The 25,115-nt window shown below is 52.7% G+C and carries 22 protein-coding genes; 9 read left to right on the forward strand and 13 right to left on the reverse strand.

Annotation, left to right across the window (positions count from 1 at the left end; all coding sequences use genetic code 11):
• Nucleotides 1-30 precede the first annotated feature (30 nt).
• From EDF88_RS02840 to EDF88_RS02855, 4 genes are read left to right on the forward strand one after another with little or no spacing between them, the layout of a single operon-like run.
• Nucleotides 31-861 carry a transketolase gene (locus EDF88_RS02840; RefSeq protein ID WP_064518737.1) on the forward strand — a complete coding sequence of 277 codons (831 nt, stop codon included), beginning with the start codon at nucleotides 31-33 and terminating at the stop codon, nucleotides 859-861.
• Nucleotides 854-1,798 (forward strand): transketolase C-terminal domain-containing protein, encoded by a 945-nt coding sequence (locus tag EDF88_RS02845; RefSeq protein ID WP_064518736.1) that lies wholly within the window; start codon nucleotides 854-856, stop codon nucleotides 1,796-1,798. The genes EDF88_RS02840 and EDF88_RS02845 overlap by 8 nt, the downstream gene beginning before the upstream one ends.
• A 2-nt stretch (nucleotides 1,799-1,800) precedes the next feature.
• Nucleotides 1,801-3,291 (forward strand): FGGY-family carbohydrate kinase, encoded by a 1,491-nt coding sequence (locus EDF88_RS02850; RefSeq protein ID WP_134182760.1) that lies wholly within the window; start codon nucleotides 1,801-1,803, stop codon nucleotides 3,289-3,291.
• A gap of 24 nt (nucleotides 3,292-3,315) precedes the next feature.
• Nucleotides 3,316-4,734 (forward strand): L-fucose/L-arabinose isomerase family protein, encoded by a 1,419-nt coding sequence (locus EDF88_RS02855; protein ID WP_134182762.1) that lies wholly within the window; start codon nucleotides 3,316-3,318, stop codon nucleotides 4,732-4,734.
• 4 nt (nucleotides 4,735-4,738) lie between these two features.
• Here the strand turns inward: EDF88_RS02855 and EDF88_RS02860 are convergent, their stop codons facing one another.
• From EDF88_RS02860 to EDF88_RS02890, 7 genes are all read right to left on the reverse strand, one after another.
• Entirely contained in the window at nucleotides 4,739-5,539 is an 801-nt protein-coding gene (locus EDF88_RS02860) for a YdcF family protein (RefSeq protein ID WP_134182764.1), read from the reverse strand.
• 213 nt (nucleotides 5,540-5,752) lie between these two features.
• Entirely contained in the window at nucleotides 5,753-7,402 is a 1,650-nt protein-coding gene (locus EDF88_RS02865; RefSeq protein WP_134182766.1) for an alpha-glucosidase, read from the reverse strand.
• A gap of 3 nt (nucleotides 7,403-7,405) precedes the next feature.
• Nucleotides 7,406-9,046 (reverse strand): alpha-glucosidase, encoded by a 1,641-nt coding sequence (locus EDF88_RS02870; protein WP_134182768.1) that lies wholly within the window; start codon nucleotides 9,044-9,046, stop codon nucleotides 7,406-7,408.
• Nucleotides 9,047-9,078: 32 nt separating this feature from the next.
• On the reverse strand, nucleotides 9,079-10,173 hold the full coding sequence (gene ugpC / locus EDF88_RS02875) for a sn-glycerol-3-phosphate ABC transporter ATP-binding protein UgpC (RefSeq protein WP_064518730.1): 1,095 nt from the start codon (nucleotides 10,171-10,173) through the stop codon (nucleotides 9,079-9,081).
• Nucleotides 10,174-10,175: 2 nt separating this feature from the next.
• The gene (locus EDF88_RS02880) at nucleotides 10,176-11,021 is read right to left on the reverse strand and encodes a carbohydrate ABC transporter permease (RefSeq protein ID WP_134182770.1); all 846 of its coding nucleotides are present in this window, start codon (nucleotides 11,019-11,021) and stop codon (nucleotides 10,176-10,178) included.
• A complete protein-coding gene (locus EDF88_RS02885) occupies nucleotides 11,021-11,938 on the reverse strand; it encodes a sugar ABC transporter permease (RefSeq protein ID WP_243839569.1) in 918 nt (305 codons plus the stop codon). The genes EDF88_RS02880 and EDF88_RS02885 overlap by 1 nt, the downstream gene beginning before the upstream one ends.
• Complete coding sequence (locus EDF88_RS02890; RefSeq protein ID WP_134182772.1) at nucleotides 11,939-13,204, reverse strand: ABC transporter substrate-binding protein; 1,266 nt, start codon at nucleotides 13,202-13,204, stop codon at nucleotides 11,939-11,941.
• A gap of 449 nt (nucleotides 13,205-13,653) precedes the next feature.
• Here EDF88_RS02890 and EDF88_RS02895 point away from each other — a divergent pair, with 449 nt between their 5' ends.
• Together EDF88_RS02895 and EDF88_RS02900 are read left to right on the forward strand one after the other, a co-directional pair.
• The gene (locus EDF88_RS02895; RefSeq protein ID WP_134182774.1) at nucleotides 13,654-13,962 is read left to right on the forward strand and encodes a DUF1778 domain-containing protein; all 309 of its coding nucleotides are present in this window, start codon (nucleotides 13,654-13,656) and stop codon (nucleotides 13,960-13,962) included.
• The gene (locus tag EDF88_RS02900) at nucleotides 13,943-14,479 is read left to right on the forward strand and encodes a GNAT family N-acetyltransferase (protein ID WP_134182776.1); all 537 of its coding nucleotides are present in this window, start codon (nucleotides 13,943-13,945) and stop codon (nucleotides 14,477-14,479) included. The genes EDF88_RS02895 and EDF88_RS02900 overlap by 20 nt, the downstream gene beginning before the upstream one ends.
• Nucleotides 14,480-14,663: 184 nt before the next feature.
• Here the strand turns inward: EDF88_RS02900 and EDF88_RS02905 are convergent, their stop codons facing one another.
• The 4 genes from EDF88_RS02905 to EDF88_RS02920 are packed head-to-tail and all read right to left on the reverse strand — an operon-like array spanning nucleotide 14,664 to nucleotide 19,165.
• Nucleotides 14,664-15,779, reverse strand: a complete 1,116-nt coding sequence (locus EDF88_RS02905) for a Gfo/Idh/MocA family oxidoreductase (protein WP_134182778.1) — start codon at nucleotides 15,777-15,779, stop codon at nucleotides 14,664-14,666.
• A 2-nt stretch (nucleotides 15,780-15,781) separates the two neighbouring features.
• On the reverse strand, nucleotides 15,782-16,840 hold the full coding sequence (locus EDF88_RS02910; RefSeq protein WP_134182779.1) for a sugar phosphate isomerase/epimerase: 1,059 nt from the start codon (nucleotides 16,838-16,840) through the stop codon (nucleotides 15,782-15,784).
• Nucleotides 16,840-17,928 (reverse strand): Gfo/Idh/MocA family oxidoreductase, encoded by a 1,089-nt coding sequence (locus EDF88_RS02915; RefSeq protein ID WP_134182781.1) that lies wholly within the window; start codon nucleotides 17,926-17,928, stop codon nucleotides 16,840-16,842. Before EDF88_RS02915 ends, EDF88_RS02910 begins: the two co-directional genes overlap by 1 nt.
• Complete coding sequence (locus EDF88_RS02920; RefSeq protein WP_134182783.1) at nucleotides 17,918-19,165, reverse strand: MFS transporter; 1,248 nt, start codon at nucleotides 19,163-19,165, stop codon at nucleotides 17,918-17,920. The genes EDF88_RS02915 and EDF88_RS02920 overlap by 11 nt, the downstream gene beginning before the upstream one ends.
• Nucleotides 19,166-19,350: 185 nt before the next feature.
• Between EDF88_RS02920 and EDF88_RS02925 the strand changes: the two genes are divergently transcribed.
• Complete coding sequence (locus EDF88_RS02925; protein WP_134182785.1) at nucleotides 19,351-20,322, forward strand: LacI family DNA-binding transcriptional regulator; 972 nt, start codon at nucleotides 19,351-19,353, stop codon at nucleotides 20,320-20,322.
• Nucleotides 20,323-20,378: 56 nt separating this feature from the next.
• On the opposite strand, the gene EDF88_RS02930 is transcribed toward EDF88_RS02925, so the two are convergent.
• Nucleotides 20,379-20,804, reverse strand: a complete 426-nt coding sequence (locus EDF88_RS02930; RefSeq protein WP_134182787.1) for an ester cyclase — start codon at nucleotides 20,802-20,804, stop codon at nucleotides 20,379-20,381.
• Nucleotides 20,805-20,907: 103 nt separating this feature from the next.
• Between EDF88_RS02930 and EDF88_RS02935 the strand changes: the two genes are divergently transcribed.
• Nucleotides 20,908-21,843, forward strand: coding sequence for a LysR substrate-binding domain-containing protein (locus EDF88_RS02935; protein ID WP_166671941.1), 936 nt, complete (start codon nucleotides 20,908-20,910; stop codon nucleotides 21,841-21,843).
• 34 nt (nucleotides 21,844-21,877) lie between these two features.
• Here EDF88_RS02935 and EDF88_RS02940 read toward each other — a convergent pair whose 3' ends face one another.
• Nucleotides 21,878-23,236, reverse strand: a complete 1,359-nt coding sequence (locus EDF88_RS02940; protein ID WP_134182791.1) for an esterase-like activity of phytase family protein — start codon at nucleotides 23,234-23,236, stop codon at nucleotides 21,878-21,880.
• 172 nt (nucleotides 23,237-23,408) lie between these two features.
• Here EDF88_RS02940 and EDF88_RS02945 point away from each other — a divergent pair, with 172 nt between their 5' ends.
• On the forward strand, nucleotides 23,409-24,947 hold the full coding sequence (locus EDF88_RS02945) for a methyl-accepting chemotaxis protein (RefSeq protein WP_134182793.1): 1,539 nt from the start codon (nucleotides 23,409-23,411) through the stop codon (nucleotides 24,945-24,947).
• Nucleotides 24,948-25,115: the final 168 nt, after the last annotated feature.

The following is a 25,115-nucleotide window of genomic DNA, read 5'->3' on the forward strand; positions in this document are numbered from 1 at the left end:
TCTATGATTTTTAATGCAAGGGGTAACACTATGAATCCGTTCGCACTGTCTGTTACGGATCTGGAAAAGAGAGCGCGCGCCGTCCGTCGCCGCATCGTCCTGCTCAATGCCAACAGCCCGGCTGGCGGCCATACCGGGGCGGATTTATCGCAGGTAGAAATCTTAACCGCCCTGTACTTCCGGATACTGAATTGTTCGCCGCAGCTGATTAACAGCGACGAACGTGACATCTACATTCAGTCCAAAGGCCATGCGGTTGGCGGTTATTACTGCGTGTTGGCTGAAGCCGGCTTTATTCCCGTGGAGTGGTTGCCGACTTATCAGCATGCCGACTCTCACCTGCCCGGCCACCCGGTGAAACACAAAACGCCGGGTGTGGAACTTAACACCGGCGCGCTCGGCCACGGTCTGCCGGTCGCCGTTGGCATTGCACTGGCAGCCAAACGCGACAACAGCAAACGTCGCGTCTTTGTGGTGACCGGCGATGGCGAGCTGGCAGAAGGCAGCAACTGGGAAGCGGCGTTAGTCGCGGCGCATTACCAGCTCGATAACCTGATCATTATTAACGACAAAAACAATCTGCAACTCGCAGGCTCGACCAAAGAGATCCTCAATACCGACCCGCTCGATGAGAAATGGCGCGCGTTCGGCATGGAAGTCACCGAGTGCCGTGGCAACGATATGGCTGATGTGGTCACAACACTTGAAGGATTACAACCGCACGGCAAACCGCACGTCGTGATTGCCAACACCACCAAAGGCGCGGGCATCTCCTTTATTCAGGGACGCGCGGAATGGCACCACCGGATACCGAAAGGTGACGAAATCGAACTGGCGCTGGAGGAACTGAAAGATGAGTAATAGCGAACACCTGGCAACCGTAATGGTGAATGCCTTTATTGACGCCGTCGAACGTGGCGTAGACCTGGTGCCGGTCGTGGCCGACTCAACTTCTACGGCAAAAATATCCCCATTTATGAAGCAGTTTCCCGACCGGCTGGTGAACGTCGGGATTGCCGAACAGACGCTGGTAGGCACGGCGGTGGGCTTGTCGATGGGCGGGAAAATAGCCGTCACCTGCAATGCGGCTCCGTTTTTAATCTCACGCGCCAATGAACAGATCAAAGTCGACGTTTGCTACAACAACAGCAACGTCAAACTTTTTGGCCTCAATGCCGGAGCCAGTTATGGCCCGCTCGCCAGCACCCACCACAGCATTGACGACATCGCCGTGCTGCGCGGTTTTGGCAACATTGAAATCTATGCGCCATCGTGCCCGATTGAATGCCGCCAGATTATTGACTACGCACTGGAACACATTGGCCCGGTCTACATTCGTCTTGACGGCAAAGCATTGCCGGAACTGCACGACGCAGATTATCAGTTCAAACCAGGTGCCATTAATCAGCTGCGCGAAGGCGACGATGTGGCCTTAGTGGCAATGGGTTCAACGGTGCATGAAGCTGTCACGGCGGCGGCACAACTCGCAGATTTGGGTATTAATGCGGCGGTGATCAACGTTCCGTCTATCCGCCCTTGCGATACCGCGCAACTTCTCACCATGCTTAAAAATTCACGCCATGTGATAACCGTTGAAGAGCACAACGTGAATGGCGGTGTTGGCAGCCTGGTCGCTGAAGTGTTAGCGGAAGCCGGGTGTGGCATCCCTCTGTTGCGGCTCGGTATTGCAGACGGTAGCTATGCTATTGCGGCGGATCGCAAGGAGATGCGTGCCCATCATGGAATTGATGCCGCAGGGGTAACACGTTCCGCCACGGCGCTTTGCAAAGGAGCATAGCCATGTCCAGCCCGATAATTCTGGCTATTGATGAGGGCACCACCAACGCCAAAGTGGTGGCGGTGGATAGCAACGGGCAAATCTGCGCCCGTTGCAGTGTCGGCGTGGCAATGACGCACCCGGCTCCAGGGCTTGCAGAACAAGACCCCATTGCATTGTGGCATGCAGTTTGCGAAGCGCTGTGCGGCTGCCTGCAACAACTTGGCTCCGCCACCATCGCAGGCATTGCGATAAGCAACCAGCGTGAATCCGTGTTGGTGTGGCAGCGCCATGATGGCAAAGCGCTCACGCCCGTCGTGAGCTGGCAGGACCGCCGCTCAGAACAGATATGTGAGCAACTTTTAGCGCAAGGCCACGGTGAACTGATCACCCGTCTGACGGGCCTGCCCGTTGATCCTCTGTTCCCGGCGGCAAAAATCCGCGCCCTGCTCGATGCTATTCCCGACGGCATGAAGCGTGCCGCAGCGGGTGAGCTGTGTATCGGGACCATCGATTCCTGGTTGAACTGGCAACTGACTGCCGGACACTCGTTTACCACCGACTACTCGAATGCCGCCCGCACGCAGCTGTTCAATATTTATCAGGGGGAATGGGACGACGAATTACTCAAATTATTCGGCATTCCGCGTGCGGCACTTGCTGAAGTGCGCGCATCTTCCGGTCATCATGGCGAAGTGCAAATCAACACCATTCCCGGTTTGCCGATTGGCACGCCGGTGCTGGCATTGATCGGTGATTCACATGCGGCACTGTACGCCCAACGCAGTGTTTGCGGGCAGGTGGTTAAAGCCACTTATGGTACCGGCTCGTCATTGATGCTTTCGCTTCCTGAACCGGCAACCCGCAGCAATCGCCTGAGCACCACGCTTGCCTGGCACGACGGTGAGCTGAATTACGCGCTGGAAGGCAACATCACCCACACCGGCTCAGGTGCCGCATGGCTGGGAAAAATGCTGGGCATCAGCGACCCGGCAGAACTGACCCGGCTTGCACAATCCGCAGAAAGTAACCAGGGCGTCTATTACGTGCCCGCGCTTTCCGGACTGGGTGCACCGTGGTGGGATCTCCATGCACGCGGCATGATTTGTGGCCTGACGGACGCCGCTACCCCTGCGGTGCTGGCGCGAGCCGCACTGGAATCACTGGTTTATCAAATTGCCGATGTCTTTTTCGCGATGGAACAGGCAACCGGCCAGCACCTCGAATCGCTGTGCGTTGATGGCACCGCCACCCAGAATCACTGGTTGATGCAGTTGCAGGCTGATGTACTGCAACGCCCGTTAATCATTCAACCCGCGGCTGAAATATCCGCACTCGGCGCGACGCTGTTAGCAGGTAAAACTCTCGGCTGGTGGCAAGACGGCACACCGCTTGCGGCATTGGCCAACTGTGGCGAGCGTTTGCTGCCACAGGCAGAACAACAAAAAACAATGCAACAAAACTATAAACAATGGCTTGAAGCAGTAGCGCGCTGCCGCTTTATGCCGAATTAAATCTATTTTGAGCGGAGTGAAGCTATGTCCAGAATCCCTAAACAACTGACCTTCGGTGTGATCATCGGTAACCGCGGGTTCTTCCCAAGCTATTTAGTGGCGCAGGCGCATGAACAAGCCGAAGCCCTGTTTGGCAAACTGGGTATCAAAACCGTGATGTTAAAAGATGGTCAAACGCATCTCGGCGGTGTGGAAACCCGACAAGACGCCAAGTTCTGTGCCGAACTGTTCCGCCAGCATCGTGACGACATTCACGGTGTGGTGGTGTTATTGCCAAACTTTGGCGATGAAAAAGCAGTGGCCGAAGCGATTCGTCTTTCCGGCCTCAAAGTGCCGGTGCTGATTCAGGCAGAAGAAGACAACCTCGACAAAATGGGCCTGGCGACACGCCGCGATAGCTTCTGCGGGAAAATTTCCCTGTGCAACAACCTGCGTCAGTACAACATCCCCTTCACGCTCACCACGCAGCATGTGTGTGCGTTAAGCGGTGAAGTATTCGAACAAGATTTACAGCGTTTTGCGCAAATCTGCCGGGTGGTGAAATCGATGCAGGGCGTGCGTATCGGGGCGATTGGTGCGCGTCCGGCCAGTTTTAACACCGTGCGCTACAGCGAAAAACTGCTCGAAAAAATGGGCGTGGCGGTTGAAACCCTCGACCTGTCGGAAATCTTCACCCGCATCAAACACATCAGCGATGACGATCTGCGCGTGCATGAGAAGCGCGGCATCTTAATTGAAAACGCCGATGCCAGCGGCATTCCCGCCGATAAGTTAACCCAAATGGCAAAACTGTTTGTGGTGATCAGCGAATGGGTAGTGGCAAACGACATCGACACCACCGCGATCCAGTGCTGGACCTCGCTTCAGGAAAACCTCGGCATTAACGTTTGCTCGATTATGAGCGTGATGTCCGGGCAGTTAATGCCAAGCGCCTGCGAAGTGGACGTGATGGGCGCACTGTCGATGTATGCCCTTGCCAGCGCGTCGCTTAATCCTGCCTCAATTGCCGACTGGAACAATAACTTCGGCGACGATCGCAACAAATGCGTGCTGTTCCACTGCGGGAACTTTGCCAGCAGCAGCCTGGAATCTCCGTCGATGGGTACCGCCGATATTATTGGCACCACCGTCGGCAAAGAGAACACCTGTGGCGCGGTGCATGGCCGCCTGAAAAGTGGCCCGCTCACCTATTTCCGCCTCTCTTCCGATGATTTTACCGGGGAAGTGAAAGCGTATGTCGGTGAAGGGCAATCCGTTGACGATGCGTTAGATACCGTTGGCTGCCGCGCGGTGATTGAAGTGCCACATCTGGAGAATTTACTGGCGTGGATTTGTAATAACGGCTTTGAACACCACGTCGCCATGAACCACTCGGCGACGGGTGTAGTATTGCAGGAGGCGTTCAGCAAGTATTTAGGGGTGAACTGTTACCTGCATCGTTAATGACTTATAAGCCGCGCTCGCGCATTAATTGCGCCAGCGCGGCGTCATTGGCGAGAATTTCCCAGGCATTCATTACCGCAGTCGGAATATCAACATGGCTAATAAAGTCACGCCCATTCGGCCCGTAGCCCTGCGCATCATCTCTGATACGCGGGATCTCCCCCAGTGCCAGCGAAATATACCGCTCAACCGGCCATAAGCCCTTTTCATGCAGGCTAAAAGCGGTATGAGTTTCGTCACTGACTAAGTGCGGAACAAAACCCGGCCAACTACGCCATTGTGGTTTATGCAAGTCGCTTTGCCAGACGCGTTCAAACGTCGCGACGGTACGGCGCTGCATGGTCGGATCCTGAATGATAATCGCGCGAGCGGGCGTTATTTCCAGTGTTTGCAGCAACTCATAAGTGAAACGCGCATTCTCGCCACAGTTGGTGGACTTCTCCTCCGTCAGCACTTTTTCTGCCGGGACTTTCCAGAATTCGGTGGCAATATCTTTGATGATGGCGGCTTCCGCGCGACCAGTGGTGGGAATCGTGTTGTAGCGCGGGTGCTTAGCAATCGCCGCGTATAAAAAAGTCGTTGAATGGCCAATTCCGCCGGTAATCAGCAGCGGCAATTCACTATTGGCGGCAAGCTCACAGGCTGCGTCAATGGTTGGGATAACGGCATTACCCGCGAGGATAATCAATTGACCATCGCAAACCGCAGGTGGCGCGGCAAACTCATTGTGAGAAAGCCATTCGCCAAGCGTATTAATGGCATTGATGGTTGTCGGCTGCAAAGCTGGAAATGTTGTCGTCAACATAACCCCTCCTTGTTAAAAACCAGCGCACATCATACCGCAGGCAATGCCGTTACTACATCAGGTTGCTCTGAGACTTTCATCGTTCGTGCAGCAGAGACATCCGGCTGGACCGGAGTCAACGGTGGATGGCGCTATTCGCTAATCCACCCTACAAAACAAAGCCTTCTGAAATCGCGTAGGTCGGATTAGCGTAGCGACATCCGACAAAATTGTTTACGCGAGCTTATAAACCCGCGCCTCCCACGGGTGCAGCCGATAGAGTTCATCAACCTGCGGATAATTCCCCAACACGCATTCTGCCCATTCGAGCGGTAATTCTTCTGCCGTCCAGCGTGCCGATTTCGAGGACATATTGCACAGCACTACAAACTCCGCGCCGTCGAGCACGCGTCGGTAAGCGTAAATTTGCGGGTTGTCTGCCAGTTCCAGCTCATAACGCCCATAAATCAGCGCGCGCTCCTGTTTGCGCAGTTTGATTAACGCACGGTAGAAGTTCAGCACTGAGTCCGGGTCTTGCTGCTGGCTGGCGACGTTAATCATTTCAAAGTTGGCATTCACCTTAAACCACGGCTCACCATCGCTGAATCCGGCGTTCGGCCAGGCATTCCATTGCATTGGCGTGCGGGAATTGTCGCGCCCGGTATTGGTGAGAAACGCGATAATCTCTTCTTCGCTTTTGCCCTGCGCTTCCATTTCACGCCACATATTTTTTGCTGACACGTCATCAAAATCGTCGTGGCTGTTAAATCGGGTATTGGTCATACCGATTTCCTGCCCCTGGTAGATAAACGGCGTGCCCTGCATCAGAAAATAGAGCGCGGCGATGCAGGTCGCACTTTCCCGCCAATGGTGCTCGGTGTCGCCCCAACGCGAGGTAATGCGCGTCAGGTCATGGTTTTCCACATACAGCGCATTCCAGCCTTTTCCTTCCAGCGCTTCTTGCCAGGCGGTGAAGATTTTCTTTAATACCCCTGGTTCCGGGCGCAAACCGGCTTCCGGTTCCCACAGCCGCACGTGTTCAAACTGGAACACCATACTCAAGCGGTTACGATGTTCCCCTACCCATTCTTCGGCGTGGTCGGCAAACAGACCGTTCATCTCACCAACGGTGACAATATCGTAGTGCTGCAAAACGTTACGGCTCATGTCATCGACATAATCGAGCAGCCCATCGTAGTTCAGATGACTTTTCATCGACGGCGCATAGCGCAGTTTGTCAGGGTTAGGCACATCGGCCAGCAGCGGCTCTTTTTTCAGGTGCGCGATGGCGTCGATACGGAACCCGTCAATACCTTTATCCAGCCACCAGCGCATCATGTCGTACACGGCACGGCGTACATCGTGGTTTTCCCAGTTCAGATCCGGCTGGCGGCGGGTAAACAGATGCAGAAAATATTGCTCGGTTACCGGGTCAAACTCCCAGGTTGAACCTTTAAAAATCCCTTCCCAGTTATTGGGTTCTGCACCATTTTTACCGTCGCGCCAGGTGTACCAGTCGCGTTTTGGGTTATCGCGTGAGGAGCGAGATTCAAGGAACCACGGGTGTTCATCGGATGTGTGGTTGACCACTAAGTCGATAATCAGCCGCATTCCGCGGGCGTGAACTTCGGTCAGAAGGCGGTCAAAATCGGCCATTGTGCCAAATTCTGCCATGATCTCCTGATAATCGCTGATGTCGTAGCCGTTATCATCATTCGGCGATTTGTACATCGGGCAGATCCAAATCAGATCGATGCCGAGGTCTTTCAGGTAATCGAGTTTTTCGGTGATGCCGTTCAGGTCACCAATGCCGTCGCCGTTACTGTCCTTAAAACTGCGCGGATAAATCTGGTAGGCCACCGCCTCTTTCCACCAGCTCGCCATCGTTTACCTCCCGATTAATAAAGCAAAAGATTCATAAGGTTGTAGCTCGAGACTCACCGCAAGCTGGTCGCGCGGTGCATAGTTGCTGATCAAACACTCGCCATGCCAGTTCTGCATTTCAGGCGGAATGTCGAGCGTCAGGTGTTCAGCGGTAAAGTTGTTCACCACCAGTAACCGCTCATCACCAAGCGTTCTCAACCACGCAAAAACCTGCGGGTGTTCGCGCAAAACAGGCTGGAAATCGCCATAAACCAAAACCGGGTACTGTTTACGCAGCGCTACCATTTTCTGGTAATGCCACAATATTGAATCGGGTTCGGCCAGCGCTGCGGCCACGTTGATCTCGTGGTAATTAGGGTTCACCGCAATCCACGGACTGCCTGTGGTAAAACCTGCGTTTGGGCTGTCGTCCCACTGCATCGGCGTACGGGCGTTATCGCGCCCGTTAGCATGAATGCCGAGCATCATCTCTTCATGGCTGACGCCTTGCGCCAGCCGCTCGTGATAAAGATTCAGGCTTTCAATGTCACGGTATTCGTCGATGTTGGCGAACCGCACGTTGGTCATTCCGATCTCTTCACCCTGATAGATATATGGCGTGCCCTTCAGGCAGTGCAGTGCGGTGGCGAGCATTTTGGCTGACGGCTCACGAAACTCTCCTTCATCGCCAAATTTAGACACCGCGCGCGGTAAATCGTGGTTGCTCCAGAACAAGGAATTCCAGCCCTGGTGCGACAGTGCGGTTTGCCACTTCTCAATCACCGCTTTGAAACTTGCCAGTTCAAACGGCTTGCTACGCCATTTCCCGGCGTGCTCATCCCAGAACTGTTTGATGTGGTCGAACTGGAAAACCATAGAGAGTTCTTCGCGCTCGGCACCGCTATACAGCAGCGCGTCTTCAGGCGTGGCGCTCCAGGCTTCACCGACCGTCACGTAATCCCCTTTACCAAAGGTGGCGCGGTTCATCTGGCGGATCAACATGTGCAGATTTTTGCCGTTCGCCATAATCTGTGCGTCCACTTCTTTACCAATCAGGTCGATAACGTCCATACGGAAACCGCCGATGCCTTTAACAAGCCAGCGGTTCATCATGGCGTGGACTTCATCGTGAACGCGCGGGTTGTCCCAGTTAAGATCCGGCTGGCGTTTTGAGAACTGGTGCAGATAATATTCGCCACTGGCCGGGTCAAACTTCCAGCCGCTGCCGCCAAAGTACGAGCGGAAATCGTTCGGCGGGCCGCCGTCTGGCGCAGCTTGACGCCAGATATAAAAGTCACGATACGGGTTATCTTTCGATTTCAGTGCTTCGATAAACCAGGGGTGTTCGTCGGAGGTATGATTGACGACCAAATCCATCAGGATGTGTATATCGCGCTGTTTCGCCTGGGCAATAAGGGTTTCCATTTCCGCCATGGTGCCAAATTCGGCGGCAATATCTTCATAGTCTGAGATGTCGTAGCCGTTGTCATCCATCGGCGAGCGATAAACGGGTGAGAGCCAAATCAGGTTGATGCCGAGCTGTTGCAGGTAGTCGAGTTTACTGATGATGCCGTTAATGTCACCGATACCATCGCCATTGCTGTCCATAAAACTACGCGGATAGATTTGGTACACCACCGCATTGTGCCACCATTTTTTTTCCACTGATTTCTCCTTGTTTTGTCAGTCCATTCACCTTAAATTCGCACAAACGCCCGCCCGTCGCTGTTAAACAAGTAGCAATTCTCAGGCGGCAGCCGCAGACCAATGCGTCGGTCAGCTTTTATCTCAAGCCTGAAAGTATGGCGCATCACCAGCGGTTCGCTACCGTAACCGCTATTTACGTAGAGCAAAGTCTCGTTGCCCATCTGCTCAACAAATAAAATTTCCCCTTCGATATCCGCCTGTGCCAGTTCGGTTAGCTGGATATGTTCCGGGCGAATCCCAAGCTGTACCGTCTGCCCCTCCGGCACTCCCGCGCCGTTAACCGGCAGCGAAATAAGCTGGCGGTTTTCCAGCATTACATCGGTGCGCTGGGCGTTGCCAGAAACCAAAACGCCGGGGATCAGGTTCATTTTTGGTGAACCGATAAACTGCGCGACAAACACATTTGCCGGGCGGTCATACAATTCCAGCGGAGTTCCCACCTGCTCAATTTGCCCCTGATTAAGCACTACGATGCGATCGGCAAGCGTCATCGCTTCGACCTGGTCGTGGGTGACGTACAAAATGGTGGCATTAATTCGTTTATGCAGCGCCGCGATTTCCATACGCATCTGCACGCGCAGCGAAGCATCAAGGTTTGAAAGCGGTTCATCGAACAAAAACAGGCTCGGCTCACGCACGATTGCCCGCCCGATAGCGACACGCTGGCGCTGGCCGCCGGAGAGATCTTTGGGCCGACGGTCGAGCAGATGCTCCAGTTGCAAGATACGCGCACTTTCGCGCACTTTTTCGTCGATGGTTTTGAGCGGCAACTTTGCCATTTCCAGCGCAAATGCCATGTTCTGGTACACCGTCATATGCGGGTAGAGCGCGTAGGACTGGAACACCATGCCGATGCCGCGCTCTGACGGAGAATCGTCATTGACGCAAACCCCGTCAATGCGCATCTCGCCGCCGCTGATTTCCTCAAGGCCTGCGACCATACGCAACAGCGTTGATTTCCCGCAACCGGACGGCCCAACCACCACCACAAATTCCCCGCTGTTCACTTCCAGATCGAGCGGTTTAATCACCTCAGATGCCGTGCCGTAACGTTTTTGAATTTTATCGAGTACGAGTTGCGCCATGGTTATCCCTTAATCGCTCCGCTGGTCAGCCCGCTGACAATGCGTTTCTGGAAGATAAGTACCAACACGATAATCGGCAGCGTCACCACCACTGACGCCGCCATAATGCTGCCCCACGGCAGCTCAAATGTAGACGCGCCGCTGAACATACTGATAGCGACCGGCACCGTGCGTTTGTCGCCGGAAATAATAAATGTCAGCGCGAACATGAACTCATTCCACGCACCGATAAACGCCAGCAGTCCGGTGGTCACCAGCGCGGGGGCGAGAATCGGCGCAAACACGCGACGGATAATGGTCCAGGTTTTGGCGCCATCAACAATCGCCGCTTCTTCCAGCTCAATAGGAATCGACTTCATAAAGGTGGTGAGCACCCAGACGGTAAACGGCAGCGAAAACGTGGTGTACGACAGCACCAGCGCACCGAGCGAATCATAAAGCCCGAGAAAACGGACCAGCTCAAACATGCCCGTCAGCACCGCGACCTGCGGGAACATCGAAACACACAGAATGGTGAACAGCAGGAATTTACGCCCACGGAACGGCACCCGTGCCAGTGCAAAAGAGGCGGTAATCGACACCAGCAGGCAGATGCCGACGGTTATTGTCGCCACCAGTACCGAGTTAAGCAGGCTGCGGGCGATACCGTTATCGACCAGTGCGGTGACGTAGTTGCCCCAGTGGTAACCGCTCGGTAAATAGGCGGGTAAAAACAGCTCCTGCCCAGTGCGTAACGACGTAATAATCGCGTAGTAAAACGGGAACACGCAGAACAGCACGGCGCAGGTCGCGCCTACGAAGATAACCATGCTATGGCCGAATTTGCGCTGCCGACGGGTTATTTTCATCACCGCTTCTCCTTCTCGTTTAAACGTGAGACGCGGATAAAGCAGGCCGCAATACCTGCCACCATCATAAACACCAGCACCGATGCCGCCGAACCCATCCCCATATCCTGATAAGAGATAATCTGCTCGCGGGCGTATCCGGAAACGGACATCGTGGCCTCGCTGTTTGAGGTCAGCACGAAAATCAAATCGAAAATTCGCATCGCATCCATCACGCGGAAAATCAGCGCCACAATCATCGCCGGCATAATCAGCGGCAATGTAATGCGCTTAAATCGCTGCCACGGGCTGGCACCATCCACGCGCGCCGCCTCGTAAAGATCATTGGGGATCAGCTGTAGTGCGGCCAGTAACATCAGCGCCATAAACGGCGTAGTTTTCCAGACATCGGCAATCACCACTGCCCACATCGACAGCGAAGGTTCTGCAATCCATGCCAGATGCGCCTGATAGCCAAATATTTTCGCCAGCAAATCGTTCACTACGCCGTACTGGTCGTGGAACATCCAGCCCCACATTTTGGCGCTCACAATGGTCGGAATCGCCCACGGCACCAGAATCGCGGTGCGCACTAAGCCCTGGCCGCGAAATTTCTGGTTCATTAGCAACGCGAGCAACATCCCGAGAAATAGCTCGATGCCAACCGATACCACGGTAAACCACAAAGTGTTGCCGACAGCCTGCCACCACAACGGGTCAACCAGCACGCCGCTGGTGTCGCCATCATGTGTAGCGTAATAGTTTGCCAGCCCCACCATCTGATACTCCGATGGGTTGTCGAGCATCGCGTTGGTGAAGCTGAAAAAGAAGGTACGCACCAGCGGCCATCCCGCCGCCAGTGCCAGAAGTAACAGCGCTGGCGCCACCAGTATCCACGCGATACGGCGACGCCGTTGTTGGTAGCCTGTATGCGCCAATTAATGCCAGTCCTTACCTTTGACGCGCTCCAGACGTTTTTGCAGATCGGCGACCGCTGTTTTGCCGTCGCTGCTACCGTTGAGCACTTTAAAGGTCACGTTATAGATGGCATTCGAGACGCGCGGATACTGGCTTTTGGTAGCGGTTGCCGGGCGAGGTACAGCGTTGGCAAAGATCTCTTTAAACATCGTCAGATGCGGTGCGGCTTCCAGCACGGCTTTGTCTTCATACAAGGCTGAACGAGTCGGTGCAAAGCCGAGATATTTCAGCTGCATTTTCTGCGAATCTGCATCGGTGAGGATTTTTAGCAACGCAATGGCCGCATCTTTATTTTTGGTATTGGCGTTAACCGACCATTGCCAGCCGCCCAAAGCGTTGGCAGACTTCCCGTCCGGCCCGGCAGGAAGCGGAGCCACGCCCACTTTGCCTTTCAGCGGGCTATCCGCGCCCTGTGAGAGCAGATATGCATATGGCCAGTTGCGCATAAACAGCGCATCGCCGTTCTGGAATACCGCTCGCGACTCTTCCTCTTTGTAGCCTAACGCCCCTTTCGGCGTGATTTTGCCAATCCAGCCTGCGACCATATCCAGTGCTGCCGCCGCTTTCGGATTATTAACGGTCACGTTCCCTTTTTCGTCGATAAATGTGCCGCCGCCGTAAGAGTCAATCCACTCCAGCGCGTTACAAGTCAGCCCTTCATACGACTTGCCCTGGAAGATCATCCCCCAGAAGTTTTTGTGCCCCGCTTTGCGCTCTTCGTCCTGAATTTTGGTCGCGATACGCGTCATGTCTTCCCAGGTTTTTGGTGGCTGTTCATTGTATTTTTCCAGCAGGTCTTTGCGGTAATACAACACGCCAGTATCGAGGTACGCAGGCACCGCTTTCACTTTGCCGTTCACCGTGTCATTCGCCCACGGGCCGGGGAAGAAATCACCTTTCATATCGCTGACTGCATCGGTTAAATCGAGCGTTTGCTTATCGAGCAGCCCCACCCAAATGGTGTCTGACTGGAACAAGTCCACGGCTTTCTCATCTTTGGCGGCAAACAGTTGTTGTAGCAGAGCCAGCTTTTCGTCAGAAGCTGCCGGGAACTCGATAAACTCCAGCTTGTTGCTGGTCTGCTTTTCAAAACGGTCTTTGACGTATTTGCAGTATTCCTTACCGCCAGGAGAGATTGGGCATTCCATGCGCAGGGTATCGGCAAACGCAGCGTTAGAAACGCCCGCAAGCGCTAAGGTAATAAGACTTAACGTCAGCTTTTTCATTATTTCCTCTTTTGTTCAGACCAAACCTGAGGGAAAAACAGCGATACCCAAAAGATTTCGAGGTGCAGGAAGGCAGCAAACGAGTGAATCCCGATGAGCTTACTCAAGTAAGTGATTCGGGTGAACGAGAGCCGCTAACGCGCCTGCAACTTGAAAGATGGGGTATACACCATTTGAAAAGCTAGTTAAGAATTAACCCAAGCGACAACTTAGCGGCCTAACCTTTGTACGAATTCTCGACGTGGTGCACGTAACGCTATTTTTTATTTCACTTTTGCGCAGGACGCGCTATGCGGTGAATTTTTGCGCAAAATCTCAATTCGTGGATACTGGCTGGCAATACATACGGTCATAAGCCGTACATCTTGTTGACGGAGCCGTTATCATTGGCGTAGATTGTTACCATACGGCTCATGGCCGTATATAAATGCAAAATGAAAGAGGTAAAAATGTCCAAAGTAGCCGTATTTCCCGGTGACGCTCGAAGCGTCAAAAGTGCGAGAGTCGAACTAAAAACCAGCCCTGACTTAAAAGATCTACTTCGTGAAGCAGCTGCGGCTGCGGGGTTAGATTTGAGTGCATTTATTTTAAATGCAGCTCTGGAACGAGCAGAAAGCGTGCTGGACAATCAGCGTCGCCGACAGCTTACCGCCCAAAGCTGGCAGCAAGTAAATCAACTCCTGTCCGAACCTGCTGAGCCTACGCTTGCCTTACAAGCGTTAATGCGGAGAAAAAAAGATGGAAGAGAGTCAAAGTAATGTCAGTGGCGTGATGGTATGTGCCTACCAGGCTGATATCACCTACCCTGGTAATAAGCATTTTGATTGCGGGAATGCAGTCATTAACTCTTATGTCCGTAATTCTTTAAAGAAAAGCGTTAAAGATGGGAATTGTGCAGCGAAAGCATTGATTGATGCGACAACAGGTGAGCTGCTGGGTGCCTGTACTTTTACTGGTTACTCGCTTGAAAAGGGAAAGTTGGCGGGGGTAATAACAAGTTCATTACCCAATGAAGTCAGTGTAGTACGCCTGATTATGTTAGGCGTCGCCACAAAAGAGCAGAAAAAAGGCTACGGACAAGACTTGCTTATGGAGTTTTTTGAGCAAGTAAAACTGATCCACCACTCACTCCCTGTAAAAGGTGTGTACCTGGATGCCGATCCCCTGGCGATTAATTTTTATGCCCGCCTTGGGTTTGTACAACTCAATGAGCCACCAAACGTATTTGGTGCAGTCCCTATGTTTCTGGCTATTCAGCATATCCTTGCGGCTTAGCGAAAAAACCCACGTCGGCGTAACACCGTTTACTTAAGCCAATAAATTAGGGGAAATGCCGGGATTTGGTTCCCGGAGGGGCGCCAAACCCGGTGGTCGCCCCGGAAATCTCGGTCTTAAATTAACGGCGTTACGCTTCGGCGGTTTTTTCATCTCCACTACTTGGCTGAGTGAAACACGAGACTCACCATTCCAGCCATTCCCCCCCGAGCTTACTGCTTTCACGCACCGTTTCGATGAACTTCATCCCCGCAATCCCTTCGGCAATACCCGGCAACCACGGGGCATCGCCGCCACGAATTTTCACCGCCGCTTCGCGGTAGATTTGCGCGAAACCTTCCAGATACCCTTCCGGGTGTCCGGCGGGGGTGCGGCACTGATGGCGCACGGAGTCGTGGTTATTTACACCATTTCTCGTGACAGTGTAACTATTGCCATGATGCGGATGAATTTCCAGAATTTCAGGTTGTTGCTGGCGGAAACTGATAGTCGCCCTGCTGCCAACGATACGCAGGCGCAGATCGTTTTCAAAACCGGGTGCGACCTGGCTTGCCCACAAACGCCCGCGCGCACCGTTGGCGTAGCGCATTTCAGCGTACACTTCGTCGTCCATCACTCGTCCCGGAATGCGCGTCAAAAGCTCACCGCGCACGGTATCGGGTTCCATGCCGCTAACAAATGCCGCGAGTTGCCAGGCGTGGGTACCGATATCACCAATCGCTCCGGCTCCCGCCATGGCCGGATTTGCGCGCCAGCTCGCCTGTTTGTTGTCGGTCAATTCCAGTCGGTCGTTCAGCCAGTCCTGCAAATACTCTACTTCGATGGCGCGAATATCGCCGATTTCGCTGTTAGCGATTCGTGCACGGGCCTCGCGCACCATCGGAAGTGCGCTGTAGTTATGGGTCAGAATAAATTGCAGGCCGGTTGCATGGATAATCTGCGCAAGCTCCTGCGCCTCGGCAAGCGTAACCCCGAGCGGTTTGTCGCAGATAACGTGAATACCGTGTTCTAGAAACATTTTTGCCACCGGAACGTGCAAATGGTTAGGGGTGACTATCGAAACCGCTTCAATACCGTCCGGGTGTGCTGCCTCGCTTTGCGCCATCTCCTGCCAGCTGGCATAACAGCGGTCGGCTGCGATAAACAGCGCTTCACCGCTGCGCTTTGCCACTTCCGGTGAGGACGAAAACGCCCCCGCCGCCAGTTCGAACTGGTCATCAAGACGAGCTGCAATACGGTGCACGCCACCAATAAACGAGCCTTCACCGCCACCGACCATGCCTAACCGAATACGTTTCATGTTTACTCCTCCAGCCCGAGCATGCGACGCACCGCGGATCTCTCGCTGTCATGATGCGCAAAGTCGTCAAAGGCATATTCGGCAACCGGAATGATATGCTCAGCGATAAAATTGGCCCCTTCGCGCGCGCCCGCATCGCCTGCTTTCAGGCAACACTCCCATTCAAGCGTAGCCCATCCGCTGTAGTCGTATTGCGCCAGTTTGCTGAAGATCCCGTTGAAATTAACCTGCCCGTCGCCGAGGGAACGAAAACGCCCCGGGCGTTCAATCCACGGCTGGTAACCCGCGTAAACACCACTTTTTGCCGACGGTAAAAACTCAGCATCTTTGACGTGAAAGGCTTTGATTCGTGCATGGTAATGGTCGATAAAACCGAGGTAGTCCATGTGTTGCAGCAGCATATGGCTTGGATCGTAGAGAATATTGCAGCGCGGGTGGTTATCAACCAGCGCCAGAAAACGCTCGAATGTGACGCCATCATGCAGATCTTCGCCGGGATGCAGCTCGAAACAGACATCAACGCCTGCTTCGTCAAAACAGTCCAGAATCGGTTTCCAGCGCGCAGCGAGTTCATGAAACGCTTCATCCAACAGTTGCTCATTGCGTGGCGGCCAGGGGTAAAAATAAGGCCAGGCCAGTGCACCAGAAAACGTGGCGTGCGCCTTTAGCCCGAGATTTTGCGAGGCTCGAGCGGCTTGTTTCAGACTATCAACCGCCCACTGCTGACGCGCAACGGCATCGTGCGCCAGTTCCGGCGGCGCAAACCCGGCGAATGCGGCGTCATATGCCGGGTGCACCGCCACCAGTTGCCCTTGCAGATGCGTCGAAAGCTCGCTGATTTCCAGCCCAACATTTGCCAGCAGATTGCGAATTTCCGCGCAGTATTCCAGGCTTTCAGCGGCTCTGGCGAGGTCAAAAATATGCGGCAAGTGCGTGGGGATTTGCACCGCTTTATAGCCCAGACCCGCAGCCCACGCGGCTATTGTTTCGAGCGAATTAAACGGTGGCTGGTCGGAAATAAACTGTGAGAGAAATATGGACGGCCCTTTCAGGGTTTTCATTACAACATCTCCTTAATTAAAACCGTGCGCTGCTCGCGAACGGCCCGGTCTGCCGCCAGCACCACAGCCAGGCTTTCGATCGCCTGCTGCAAGTGCTGCGACAAATCGCTATCGTCGAAAATGGCACGGGCAAAAAACTGCTGTTCGCGTTGGCACAAGGCAAAGTGATCGGGCTCATCGCTTGCCGTCACCCATTCATCCTGGTGGACAAACTCGCCCTGGGCGTTTAATTCGCCATGATGGATACGCAGTGATTCGGTGCGCGTGTGCGCTTCAACATTGGCGGATTGCCCTTCGCCAGCGGCTTCGCGGGCGACAATAGAAACAGAACCTTGCGGGCCAATCACATCTTTAATAAAGAACGCCGTCTGGCTCATCATCGGCCCCCATCCCGCTTCGTACCAGCCAACGGAGCCCTCTTCAAAACGCACCTGTAGCTGGCCGTAATTAAACTGTTCGGGGGCGATTTCGTCGCTTAAGCGCACGCCAATCGCACTCACCGACAGCGGGCTGGCTTGCACCATCTGGCACATCACATCCAGATAATGCACGCCACAATCCACAATGGGTGAAAGCGACTGCATCAGCATTTTGTGGGTGTGCCAGGCGCTACCGCTACTTTGCTGGTTGAGGTTCATGCGCATCACCAGCGGCTTGCCCAGCCCGTGCGATAACGCAATAAACTGCCGCCACACCGGGTGGTGGCGCAAAATGTACCCGACCACCAGTTTTTTACCCGCCAGATGCGCCGTGGCAACCACCCGTTTCGCCCCGCTCACCGTGGTGGCGAGCGGTTTTTCGAGAAACACATGGCAGCCTGCGGCGAGTGCGGTCAGTGCCAGCGCTTCGTGCGAATCAGGCCAGGTGGAGATGCACACCGCATCGGCGTGCGTTTCGCTAATCGCCCGTTTGAGATCGTCGAACAGTGGAATATCTGCCGCGAGTTGTGCTTTGAGGCGGGTTTTTGAATCCCCACGGGCCACCAGCCCGCAAAGGGTAAACTCGTCAAGTTGCTGATACGCAAGGCTGTGGGCAGCCCCCATATTCCCGCAGCCCACAACCAGTACGCGCAGCGGCTTATTTGCCATGCTGCTCGCCCTCTTTATAGTTGAAACTAAAGAAGAAGATGGCGGCAATCACCACCGCCGCAATTGCCGGCATCCACCAGAATTGCTGCCATTGCAGTAAGCCTTCAGCACCTTGAGCGGTAACCGAACGGTTAAACACCGCACCGCTGATTTGCGAACCAATCAGCATGCCAAGCCCGTAGGTAAACAGCACCAGCAGACTTTGCGCCTGCCCCTTCACTTTGTTGCCTGCAACTTTGTCGGTATAGATAAAGCCGATAACAAAGAAGAAGTCGTAACACACCCCATGCAGAATGATGCCGATGTAAATCATCCAGCGGGTTTCTTCGGTGATGCCCAGGGCAAACATCGCGTAACGTGCAAACCATGCCAGCATACCAATCAGCAGCATCATTTTGATGCCCAGACGGCGGAAGAAGAACGGAATCAAGAGCATAAACAGCAGTTCAGACATCTGCCCTAATGCCATCACGCCGCTGACGTTCTCGAACCCAACCGCGGAAATAAACGGTGCGGCGTAAGCGTAGTAAGCCGCCAGCGGAATGGAGATAAGCGTGGCGCAGATGATAAACACCATGAAATGGCGCTGTTTAAGCAATGCAAACGCGTCGGCACAAACCAGGTCACGCATCGAAAGCGGCTTACCGCGATCCGGCGCTGGCGTATTGGGCAGCGTAAAGCTGTAAATCCCCAATACCACGGAAGCGACTGCCGCCAGTGTGAAGATGCCGGTGCTGTCTGAAAGGCCGCTGGTGCCGACAATCAGTCCCGCCACGATCCAGCCGATGGTGCCGAACGCTCGGACTATAGGGAACCCTTTTTCGCTGTTTGCCAGACTGTGGAACGCTACGTTGTTGCTCAACGCAATGGTTGGCATGTAGCAAAGCATGTAGCCGAAGATTATCCACAACAGGCCGCTTTGCCCGCTTTCAAACGCGCCCGGCAACCACCACAGCAATGCCGCGCCAATCAGGTGCAGCACGCCGAGCACTTTCTGCGAGGCAAAGAAACGGTCCACCAGCATGCCGAGAACAAATGGCGACAAAATAGAGGCAATCGGCCCGGTGGAATACGCATCACCAATCAACGCGCTCAGGCCGTATTTACCCATCACCACGCCGAGGGTGACATACCAGGCCCCCCAGACGAAAAACTCAAGAAACATCATTAACGACAGGCGTGGGATCACCCATTTATGGGTAACCACTTGTGCCCCAACGGCCGAGTGAGAAGACATAAATCCTCCAGTGCAGGGTATTGTTTTAAGGGTAAGAGGTTATTTTTGTAATCGATTACATTAACACTTCACTAAAAATGTAATCGATTTCATGGAGGTTTCCATCATGCGTGTGAATTATTTGATACTATTGATTCAAATCTGGAATGTGGTTCACAAATCAACCGATCGTGCAAAGGATCAACATGTCGATAGATAAAGTGGCGCGAATAGCTGGTGTTTCTACCGCGACCGTTTCCCGGGTATTAAACAGCAACCCGGCCGTTAAACCGGACACCCGCGACAAAGTGCTGGCGGCGATCGAAGCATGTGAATATCAACCTAACCTGCTGGCCCGCCAGTTGCGCACATCGCGCAGCCGCATGCTGCTGGTGCTGGTGTCGAACATCACCAACCCCTTCTGCGCCCGCGTGGTGCGCGGCATTGAAGAAGAAGCGGAAAAGCATGGCTACCACATTCTGCTATGCAATTCAGAATCGCGCCTGACGCGTGAATCGGCCTACTTGCGCCTGCTAAGCGGTAAAGTGGTCGACGGCGTGATCACTATGGATGCCATCAGTTGTTTACCGGGTTTGACCACACTAATTGGTGATTCACCGTGGGTGCAATGCGGCGAAGGCGATCCGGGTTATAACGCATCATCGGTGACCATTGATAACTTCAAAGCGGCTTCCGCCGCGGTCGATCACCTTATGACATCGGGCTATAAGCGCATTGCGCTGATTAACGGGGATTTGCGCTATCTCTACTCGCAACAGCGTGAAGCCGGTTATCGCGCGGCCTGCGGGAAAAACTGGCAGGCGGTGGTGTATGCCGACAGCCTCGAATACCAGGCTGGCATACAAGCGATGGCCGAACTGTTTACCCTACCGGAACCGCCAGATGCTGTATTCACCATTTCTGACGCACTGGCTGGCGGCGCGCTGCATTACGCCCACGAACAAGGGCTGCGCGTGCCTGAAGATGTGGCAATTATGGGGTTTGATGGCGTGCCATTTGGCTCCGTCACCTTCCCGCCGCTCACCACTATCGAACAACCCATGCATCAGCTCGGCGTGCGCAGCGTACAGTTGCTGCTCGAGCGCATTGATAACCCGCAAGCGGAAATCGTGAATGAAATTCTCGACTGGAAGTTATTGGTTCGGGGATCGGTGTAGGTTTTTTGTAAAAAAATAAACGCTGAATCTGCATTCAGCGCTTTACTTATATTCCGTTATTGATAGTCAATAATACCAACCTGCTTCGCCATGAATAATTCATTTCTCTCGACGATCTCTTCGACTACTTTCCCCTCGGCATTAAAGCGGAAATAAGTCAGTGCGGTCCACGTCACATCTTTGCCATGGACATCAAATCCATGCCAGGTATTAGAACCACGCGCCACATGTTTCAGATGAACCACGACGACATCTTCAGTGATGACTTCTTTGCTGAATGTCGTGACAATGGACTCATAGCGATTAATTACATGTTCAAGCAGTGCATTTTTGAAGTTTTCAACGCCATGAATAGGTGCGTCACAATCAGGGCGATGAATAATAACGTCCTTGTCAAAATACTCTTTAACTCGATCTGCATCTTTTCCATCAACGCAATATTTAAAATATTCTTTCACTGTCTCAAGATTATTTAAACTCATCGTAATAACTCCGGGGCGATTAATTAAAATCGAGTATATGGATGTTTGTGGTATGCGTAAATAACATATATATTGCATGTGGTATGCAAAAAGTGGATATCTTATGAAACTCGATAGACTTGAACGGTGGGCAACAGTCAGGCACTTTCGCCTGGCAATCGCCCTTTTCCAATACGGCAGTGTTCTTCACGCTTCCCGATCGCTGAATGTCTCGCAACCTACAGCCAGTAAGCTACTTCTCGATCTTGAAGATGCGGTCGGGGCAAAACTATTCCTAAGAAATCGCCGTGGGGTTACCCCCACTGAACTGGGGCGCGCATTTGTTGACCGCAGCAAAATGGTGCTGGCACAGCTCGACCATGTCTCGCAGGCCATCAGTGCGTTGGGAACGGGTCATGCCGGAAGAGTCACTATTGGCAGTTTATTAACCGGTTCGAGTTATCTGGTTCCCGCAGCTATTGCTAAGCTGAGTACTTCACGGCCCGAAATACGCATAAAAATTATTGAGGGCGTCACCGGAGAGTTATTACCGCGACTGGTTTCTGGTGAACTGGATTTTTTAATTGGTCGATTATCGGATATTAGTTCCAGTGCTGTAGTTTCTCAGGAAGCCTTATTTAGTGAAAACGCGATAGTTGTCGCCCGTAAAGGCCATCCATTGGAACAAAATCTACACATAGCCCTTGAAGAATTAAAAAAGGAAGCATGGATATTACCGCCAATTGAAACCACTCTACGTAAACAATTTGATAATACATTTTACAATGAAAATATCGATCCGCCCCATGCCACTATAGAGACTGTTTCATTTTTCAATATATTATGGCTTTTAAAAAAGACTGACTTATTAGGTATTCTGCCGCATTCCATCGTTACGGATATTACTTATAGTAATGATCTTGTGCGCTTGCCGTCATTTGAACCGCTGGTTCTTGAGCAGATAGGTATTTCCAGGTTGATGGGAAGTGAACTCTCACCTGCTGCAACGGCGTTGGTGGAGTCCATTCGAAATGTAATGGCAAGTTCATCGGCAGAATAAGTAAAGGGCAACGTAGTCGTTGCCCCTATAAAAACTACTTTAACGCTTCCGGCAGCTTAATAACCCAAAGCTCATTTTGTGACTCGGGTTTTTCCAGCGGTTTTAAGGATATTTTTGTCGCGACTTCTTTTCCTTCGCGAGTTAAATGCCCTTTTCCATCCACTTCATAGTCATCTGCTTTCTTAGCGTCAGCGTCCGGGTTTTCCAGCACCGCTTGCAGGCCAAAATCATTATCGTTAATCACCGCAATGGTTTGATTATCAATTAACGTCATCCCTTCGGCTTTTTCCTGCTGCCAGCCGAGTTTACGCAGATCGACAATTTCTTTTTTCTCCGCCAGCTTAATACCACGCGCTTTCAGTTGCGCCGCATCGTCAAACTCGGGTGCTTTTTCTTTATCAAACGAACTCAGATCGCTGGCCTGGCTGAGATCAACCACATAAACCAGGTTGCGCATGACTTTGTTTTTGTCGCCGCCCTGCTCAATCAGCAGCAGGCGGTTGTTATCCAGTGCAACGATGTCACCAATTTTAGCGTCTTTGGCTTTCTTATAGACATTTACGTCAATCGGGTAACCGTACATTTCCGTTTTGCCGGTTTCTGGGTTAAAGCTCACCAGACGGGTAAACTGCGCGCTGTTTTTGCTTTTCCCGTCGATATCCAACGTACTTTGTACGGCGGCAATAATGCGCCCGTCCGGCATACGTGTAATCCCTTCAAAACCACGGTTGGCCTGACGCCATTTAATAATATTTGGCAAGCCACCCGCCACACCCTGCTCGCCTTGCTCTGCTTGCGGGCCATATTTTTTGAGGATTTTGCCATTAGCGTCGATATTGATGATGAACGGGCCATATTCGTCACACAACCAGTAACCGCCCTTGCCGTCCGGGGTGATCCCCTCGGTATCCAGACCACGTTTGTCACTCGATAACTGCTGCAAGGTATCACTCAAAGCGATCTCATTGGTTGCACCAATCAAGCCTTCCGGCAGCGGTAAACCGCTGATAGGGCCATTCTCATCATGTAACGCGTGTGCATCGGTAGCCTGGGCTTTGCCATCAGCAACGCGGATGGTCATCAGTAATGGGGTAAATTTCGGGTTGGCAAAAATCTTCGAGTCTTTTTTACCGGCTTTCGGGGAATCGGCATTCGGACCGCGATCCGTCACCGTAGCAAACACCAGCGCATCACCATCTTTACGAATAAATTGCAGCCCTGAACCCACGCCAACCGGTAAACCATCCGGGAAGTTGTTGGCGTAAGCCCCTTTATATTCAACATGGTCACTTTGCGGGAATGTGACAACGTAACGATCAACCTGCGGCTCTGCTGCCTGACTTGCCAGAGGAAATAAAGAGGTCAATAACAGCGCAAAAGGTTTTAATTTCATGATGTTCGCATCCTTGGGTTTGGTCACCTGTTTTGTTCAACAATGTATAAAGCAGCTATATGACACAAATATGACTTTACGCAGATGCTCTAAATTTCTGCCTTGTCGTGCGGATAACCCACAAGCACTGGCTGAAACGAGTCAGGTCTATTTCTAACGATAAGGGTATTTCATGTCCGTAAGGCGTTTTTCTATTTTAGTTTTCAGCACATTGCTGCTTATTTTCTTAGCCAGCACAGCCTCCAACATCTGGTCACTCACCCGTAGCAACCACTCTCTGGATAATGTAAATCGCGAAATCCGTGTGGTGTTATCGGTAATCGACCCGATCAACCACAGCCGCACCATGCGCGTTCGTGCAATGGAAGCGTTAGAAGAGCGTGAGCAAGGGTTAAACGATCAGGGGCAACAGGCACTCAACGGCGCACAATCGGTACTTGAGAAGGCAAACGCCGCATTTCAGGCTTATCTTGAGGAACCCAAACAGCCTGGTGAACAGGTGTTGACTGATTCCTATCAAAGCGCGTTTGTGAATTATCGTGAGCAAGGCTTACAGCCCCTGCTGGATGCTGTCCGCGCCAACGACATTCCGCGTGCTCGTGCGCTGGTGACATCCACCCTGCCACAGCTGGATAAGCAATTTGAAGTCGCACTGGATAAATTACTGGCATTCCGCCAACAGTATGCGCAGCAGCTCAACAAAGATGCTCAATCTGGTTTCAAACAGAGTCTGGTGAGTATCGCAATTTTTGCACTGATCTTCGCCGTTATCCTCGGTGCCGTGTTCTGGCTGCTGAAAAAACGGGTACTCAACGAACTGGATAAAGCCAAAGAGCATTGCACTGAAATCGCCAGCGGTATGTTGCATACGCCGATTGTGGCCAGTGCCAATGACGAGATTGGTGCAATGATGCGCGAGCTTGAGCAAATGCGTGTATCACTGGCAAGCATTATTGGCCAGGTGCGTGAGTCCAGCCAAACCGTGGCATACGCCTCTGAAGAAATTGCCGCCGGTAACACCGATCTTTCTGCACGTACCGAAGAACAAGCGTCATCGCTGGGTGAAACAGCGGCCAGCATGGAACAGTTAACCGTGACGGTGAAATCTACTTCCGACAATTCTCACCAGGCAAATAAGCTGGCAAATGGCATGTTGATAGCTGCCAATGACGGCAATGAGATTGTTAGCGAGGTGATTGATTCAATGCGTAATATTGAGTCCAGTTCCAGCAAGATTGACAACATTATCAGCATTATCGAAGACATAGCTTTCCAGACCAATATTCTGGCGCTGAACGCCGCGGTTGAAGCCGCACGCGCAGGCGAGCAAGGCCGTGGGTTTGCAGTTGTAGCAACAGAGGTACGTAACCTGGCGCAGCGTTCATCGGTGGCAGCAAAAGAGATCAAAGAGCTTATTGAGCTTTCTGGCGAGCAGGTCAATATCGGTAGCAATCTGGTGAACCGTGCGGGCGAAAGCATGCAGCGCATTTCCAACGCAATTAAAGAAGTGACCGGGCTGATGGAGGAGATTGCTGTATCTACAGGCGAGCAAAGCCGTGGTATCGAGCAGATTAACCAGGCTGTGGTGCAAATGGATGTGGTGACGCAGCAGAATGCCGCGTTGGTAGAACAGGCTTCAGCGGCGGCAATGTCGCTTAAAGAGCAGTCGCAAGCGTTAAATGAAATGGTAGCGGTATTTAAGCTCGCGTGATGTGTATTAGCTCAGACCTTACCTGAGATTGTCATACCATCGAGTTTAACCTTATGTGACAGTCCGCTCTGTGCCAGGAGCGGACATTAGTGACACATGGTGTACTAATTAACCAGGGTACTCCATAATGAAATTGAATTTTATAGAGTCAAAAATATATAAATAAAA

Source organism: Buttiauxella sp. BIGb0552 (assembly GCF_004366275.1).
GTDB classification, from domain to species: Bacteria; Pseudomonadota; Gammaproteobacteria; order Enterobacterales; family Enterobacteriaceae; genus Buttiauxella; species Buttiauxella gaviniae.

Bases quoted from the DNA above. Each gene is read 5' to 3' on its own strand.
- EDF88_RS02895 (WP_134182774.1), top strand. From the start codon at position 13,654: ATGTCCAAAGTAGCCGTATTTCCCGGTGACGCTCGAAGCGTCAAAAGT.
- EDF88_RS02900 (WP_134182776.1), top strand. From the start codon at position 13,943: ATGGAAGAGAGTCAAAGTAATGTCAGTGGCGTGATGGTATGTGCCTAC.
- EDF88_RS02855 (WP_134182762.1), top strand. From the start codon at position 3,316: ATGTCCAGAATCCCTAAACAACTGACCTTCGGTGTGATCATCGGTAAC.
- EDF88_RS02945 (WP_134182793.1), top strand. From the start codon at position 23,409: ATGTCCGTAAGGCGTTTTTCTATTTTAGTTTTCAGCACATTGCTGCTT.
- EDF88_RS02865 (WP_134182766.1), bottom strand. From the start codon at position 7,402: ATGGCGAGCTGGTGGAAAGAGGCGGTGGCCTACCAGATTTATCCGCGC.
- EDF88_RS02890 (WP_134182772.1), bottom strand. From the start codon at position 13,204: ATGAAAAAGCTGACGTTAAGTCTTATTACCTTAGCGCTTGCGGGCGTT.
- EDF88_RS02850 (WP_134182760.1), top strand. From the start codon at position 1,801: ATGTCCAGCCCGATAATTCTGGCTATTGATGAGGGCACCACCAACGCC.
- ugpC (WP_064518730.1), bottom strand. From the start codon at position 10,173: ATGGCGCAACTCGTACTCGATAAAATTCAAAAACGTTACGGCACGGCA.
- EDF88_RS02935 (WP_166671941.1), top strand. From the start codon at position 20,908: ATGAAACTCGATAGACTTGAACGGTGGGCAACAGTCAGGCACTTTCGC.
- EDF88_RS02905 (WP_134182778.1), bottom strand. From the start codon at position 15,779: ATGAAACGTATTCGGTTAGGCATGGTCGGTGGCGGTGAAGGCTCGTTT.
- EDF88_RS02860 (WP_134182764.1), bottom strand. From the start codon at position 5,539: ATGTTGACGACAACATTTCCAGCTTTGCAGCCGACAACCATCAATGCC.
- EDF88_RS02910 (WP_134182779.1), bottom strand. From the start codon at position 16,840: ATGAAAACCCTGAAAGGGCCGTCCATATTTCTCTCACAGTTTATTTCC.
- EDF88_RS02915 (WP_134182781.1), bottom strand. From the start codon at position 17,928: ATGGCAAATAAGCCGCTGCGCGTACTGGTTGTGGGCTGCGGGAATATG.
- EDF88_RS02920 (WP_134182783.1), bottom strand. From the start codon at position 19,165: ATGTCTTCTCACTCGGCCGTTGGGGCACAAGTGGTTACCCATAAATGG.
- EDF88_RS02940 (WP_134182791.1), bottom strand. From the start codon at position 23,236: ATGAAATTAAAACCTTTTGCGCTGTTATTGACCTCTTTATTTCCTCTG.
- EDF88_RS02840 (WP_064518737.1), top strand. From the start codon at position 31: ATGAATCCGTTCGCACTGTCTGTTACGGATCTGGAAAAGAGAGCGCGC.
- EDF88_RS02845 (WP_064518736.1), top strand. From the start codon at position 854: ATGAGTAATAGCGAACACCTGGCAACCGTAATGGTGAATGCCTTTATT.
- EDF88_RS02925 (WP_134182785.1), top strand. From the start codon at position 19,351: ATGTCGATAGATAAAGTGGCGCGAATAGCTGGTGTTTCTACCGCGACC.
- EDF88_RS02880 (WP_134182770.1), bottom strand. From the start codon at position 11,021: ATGAAAATAACCCGTCGGCAGCGCAAATTCGGCCATAGCATGGTTATC.
- EDF88_RS02930 (WP_134182787.1), bottom strand. From the start codon at position 20,804: ATGAGTTTAAATAATCTTGAGACAGTGAAAGAATATTTTAAATATTGC.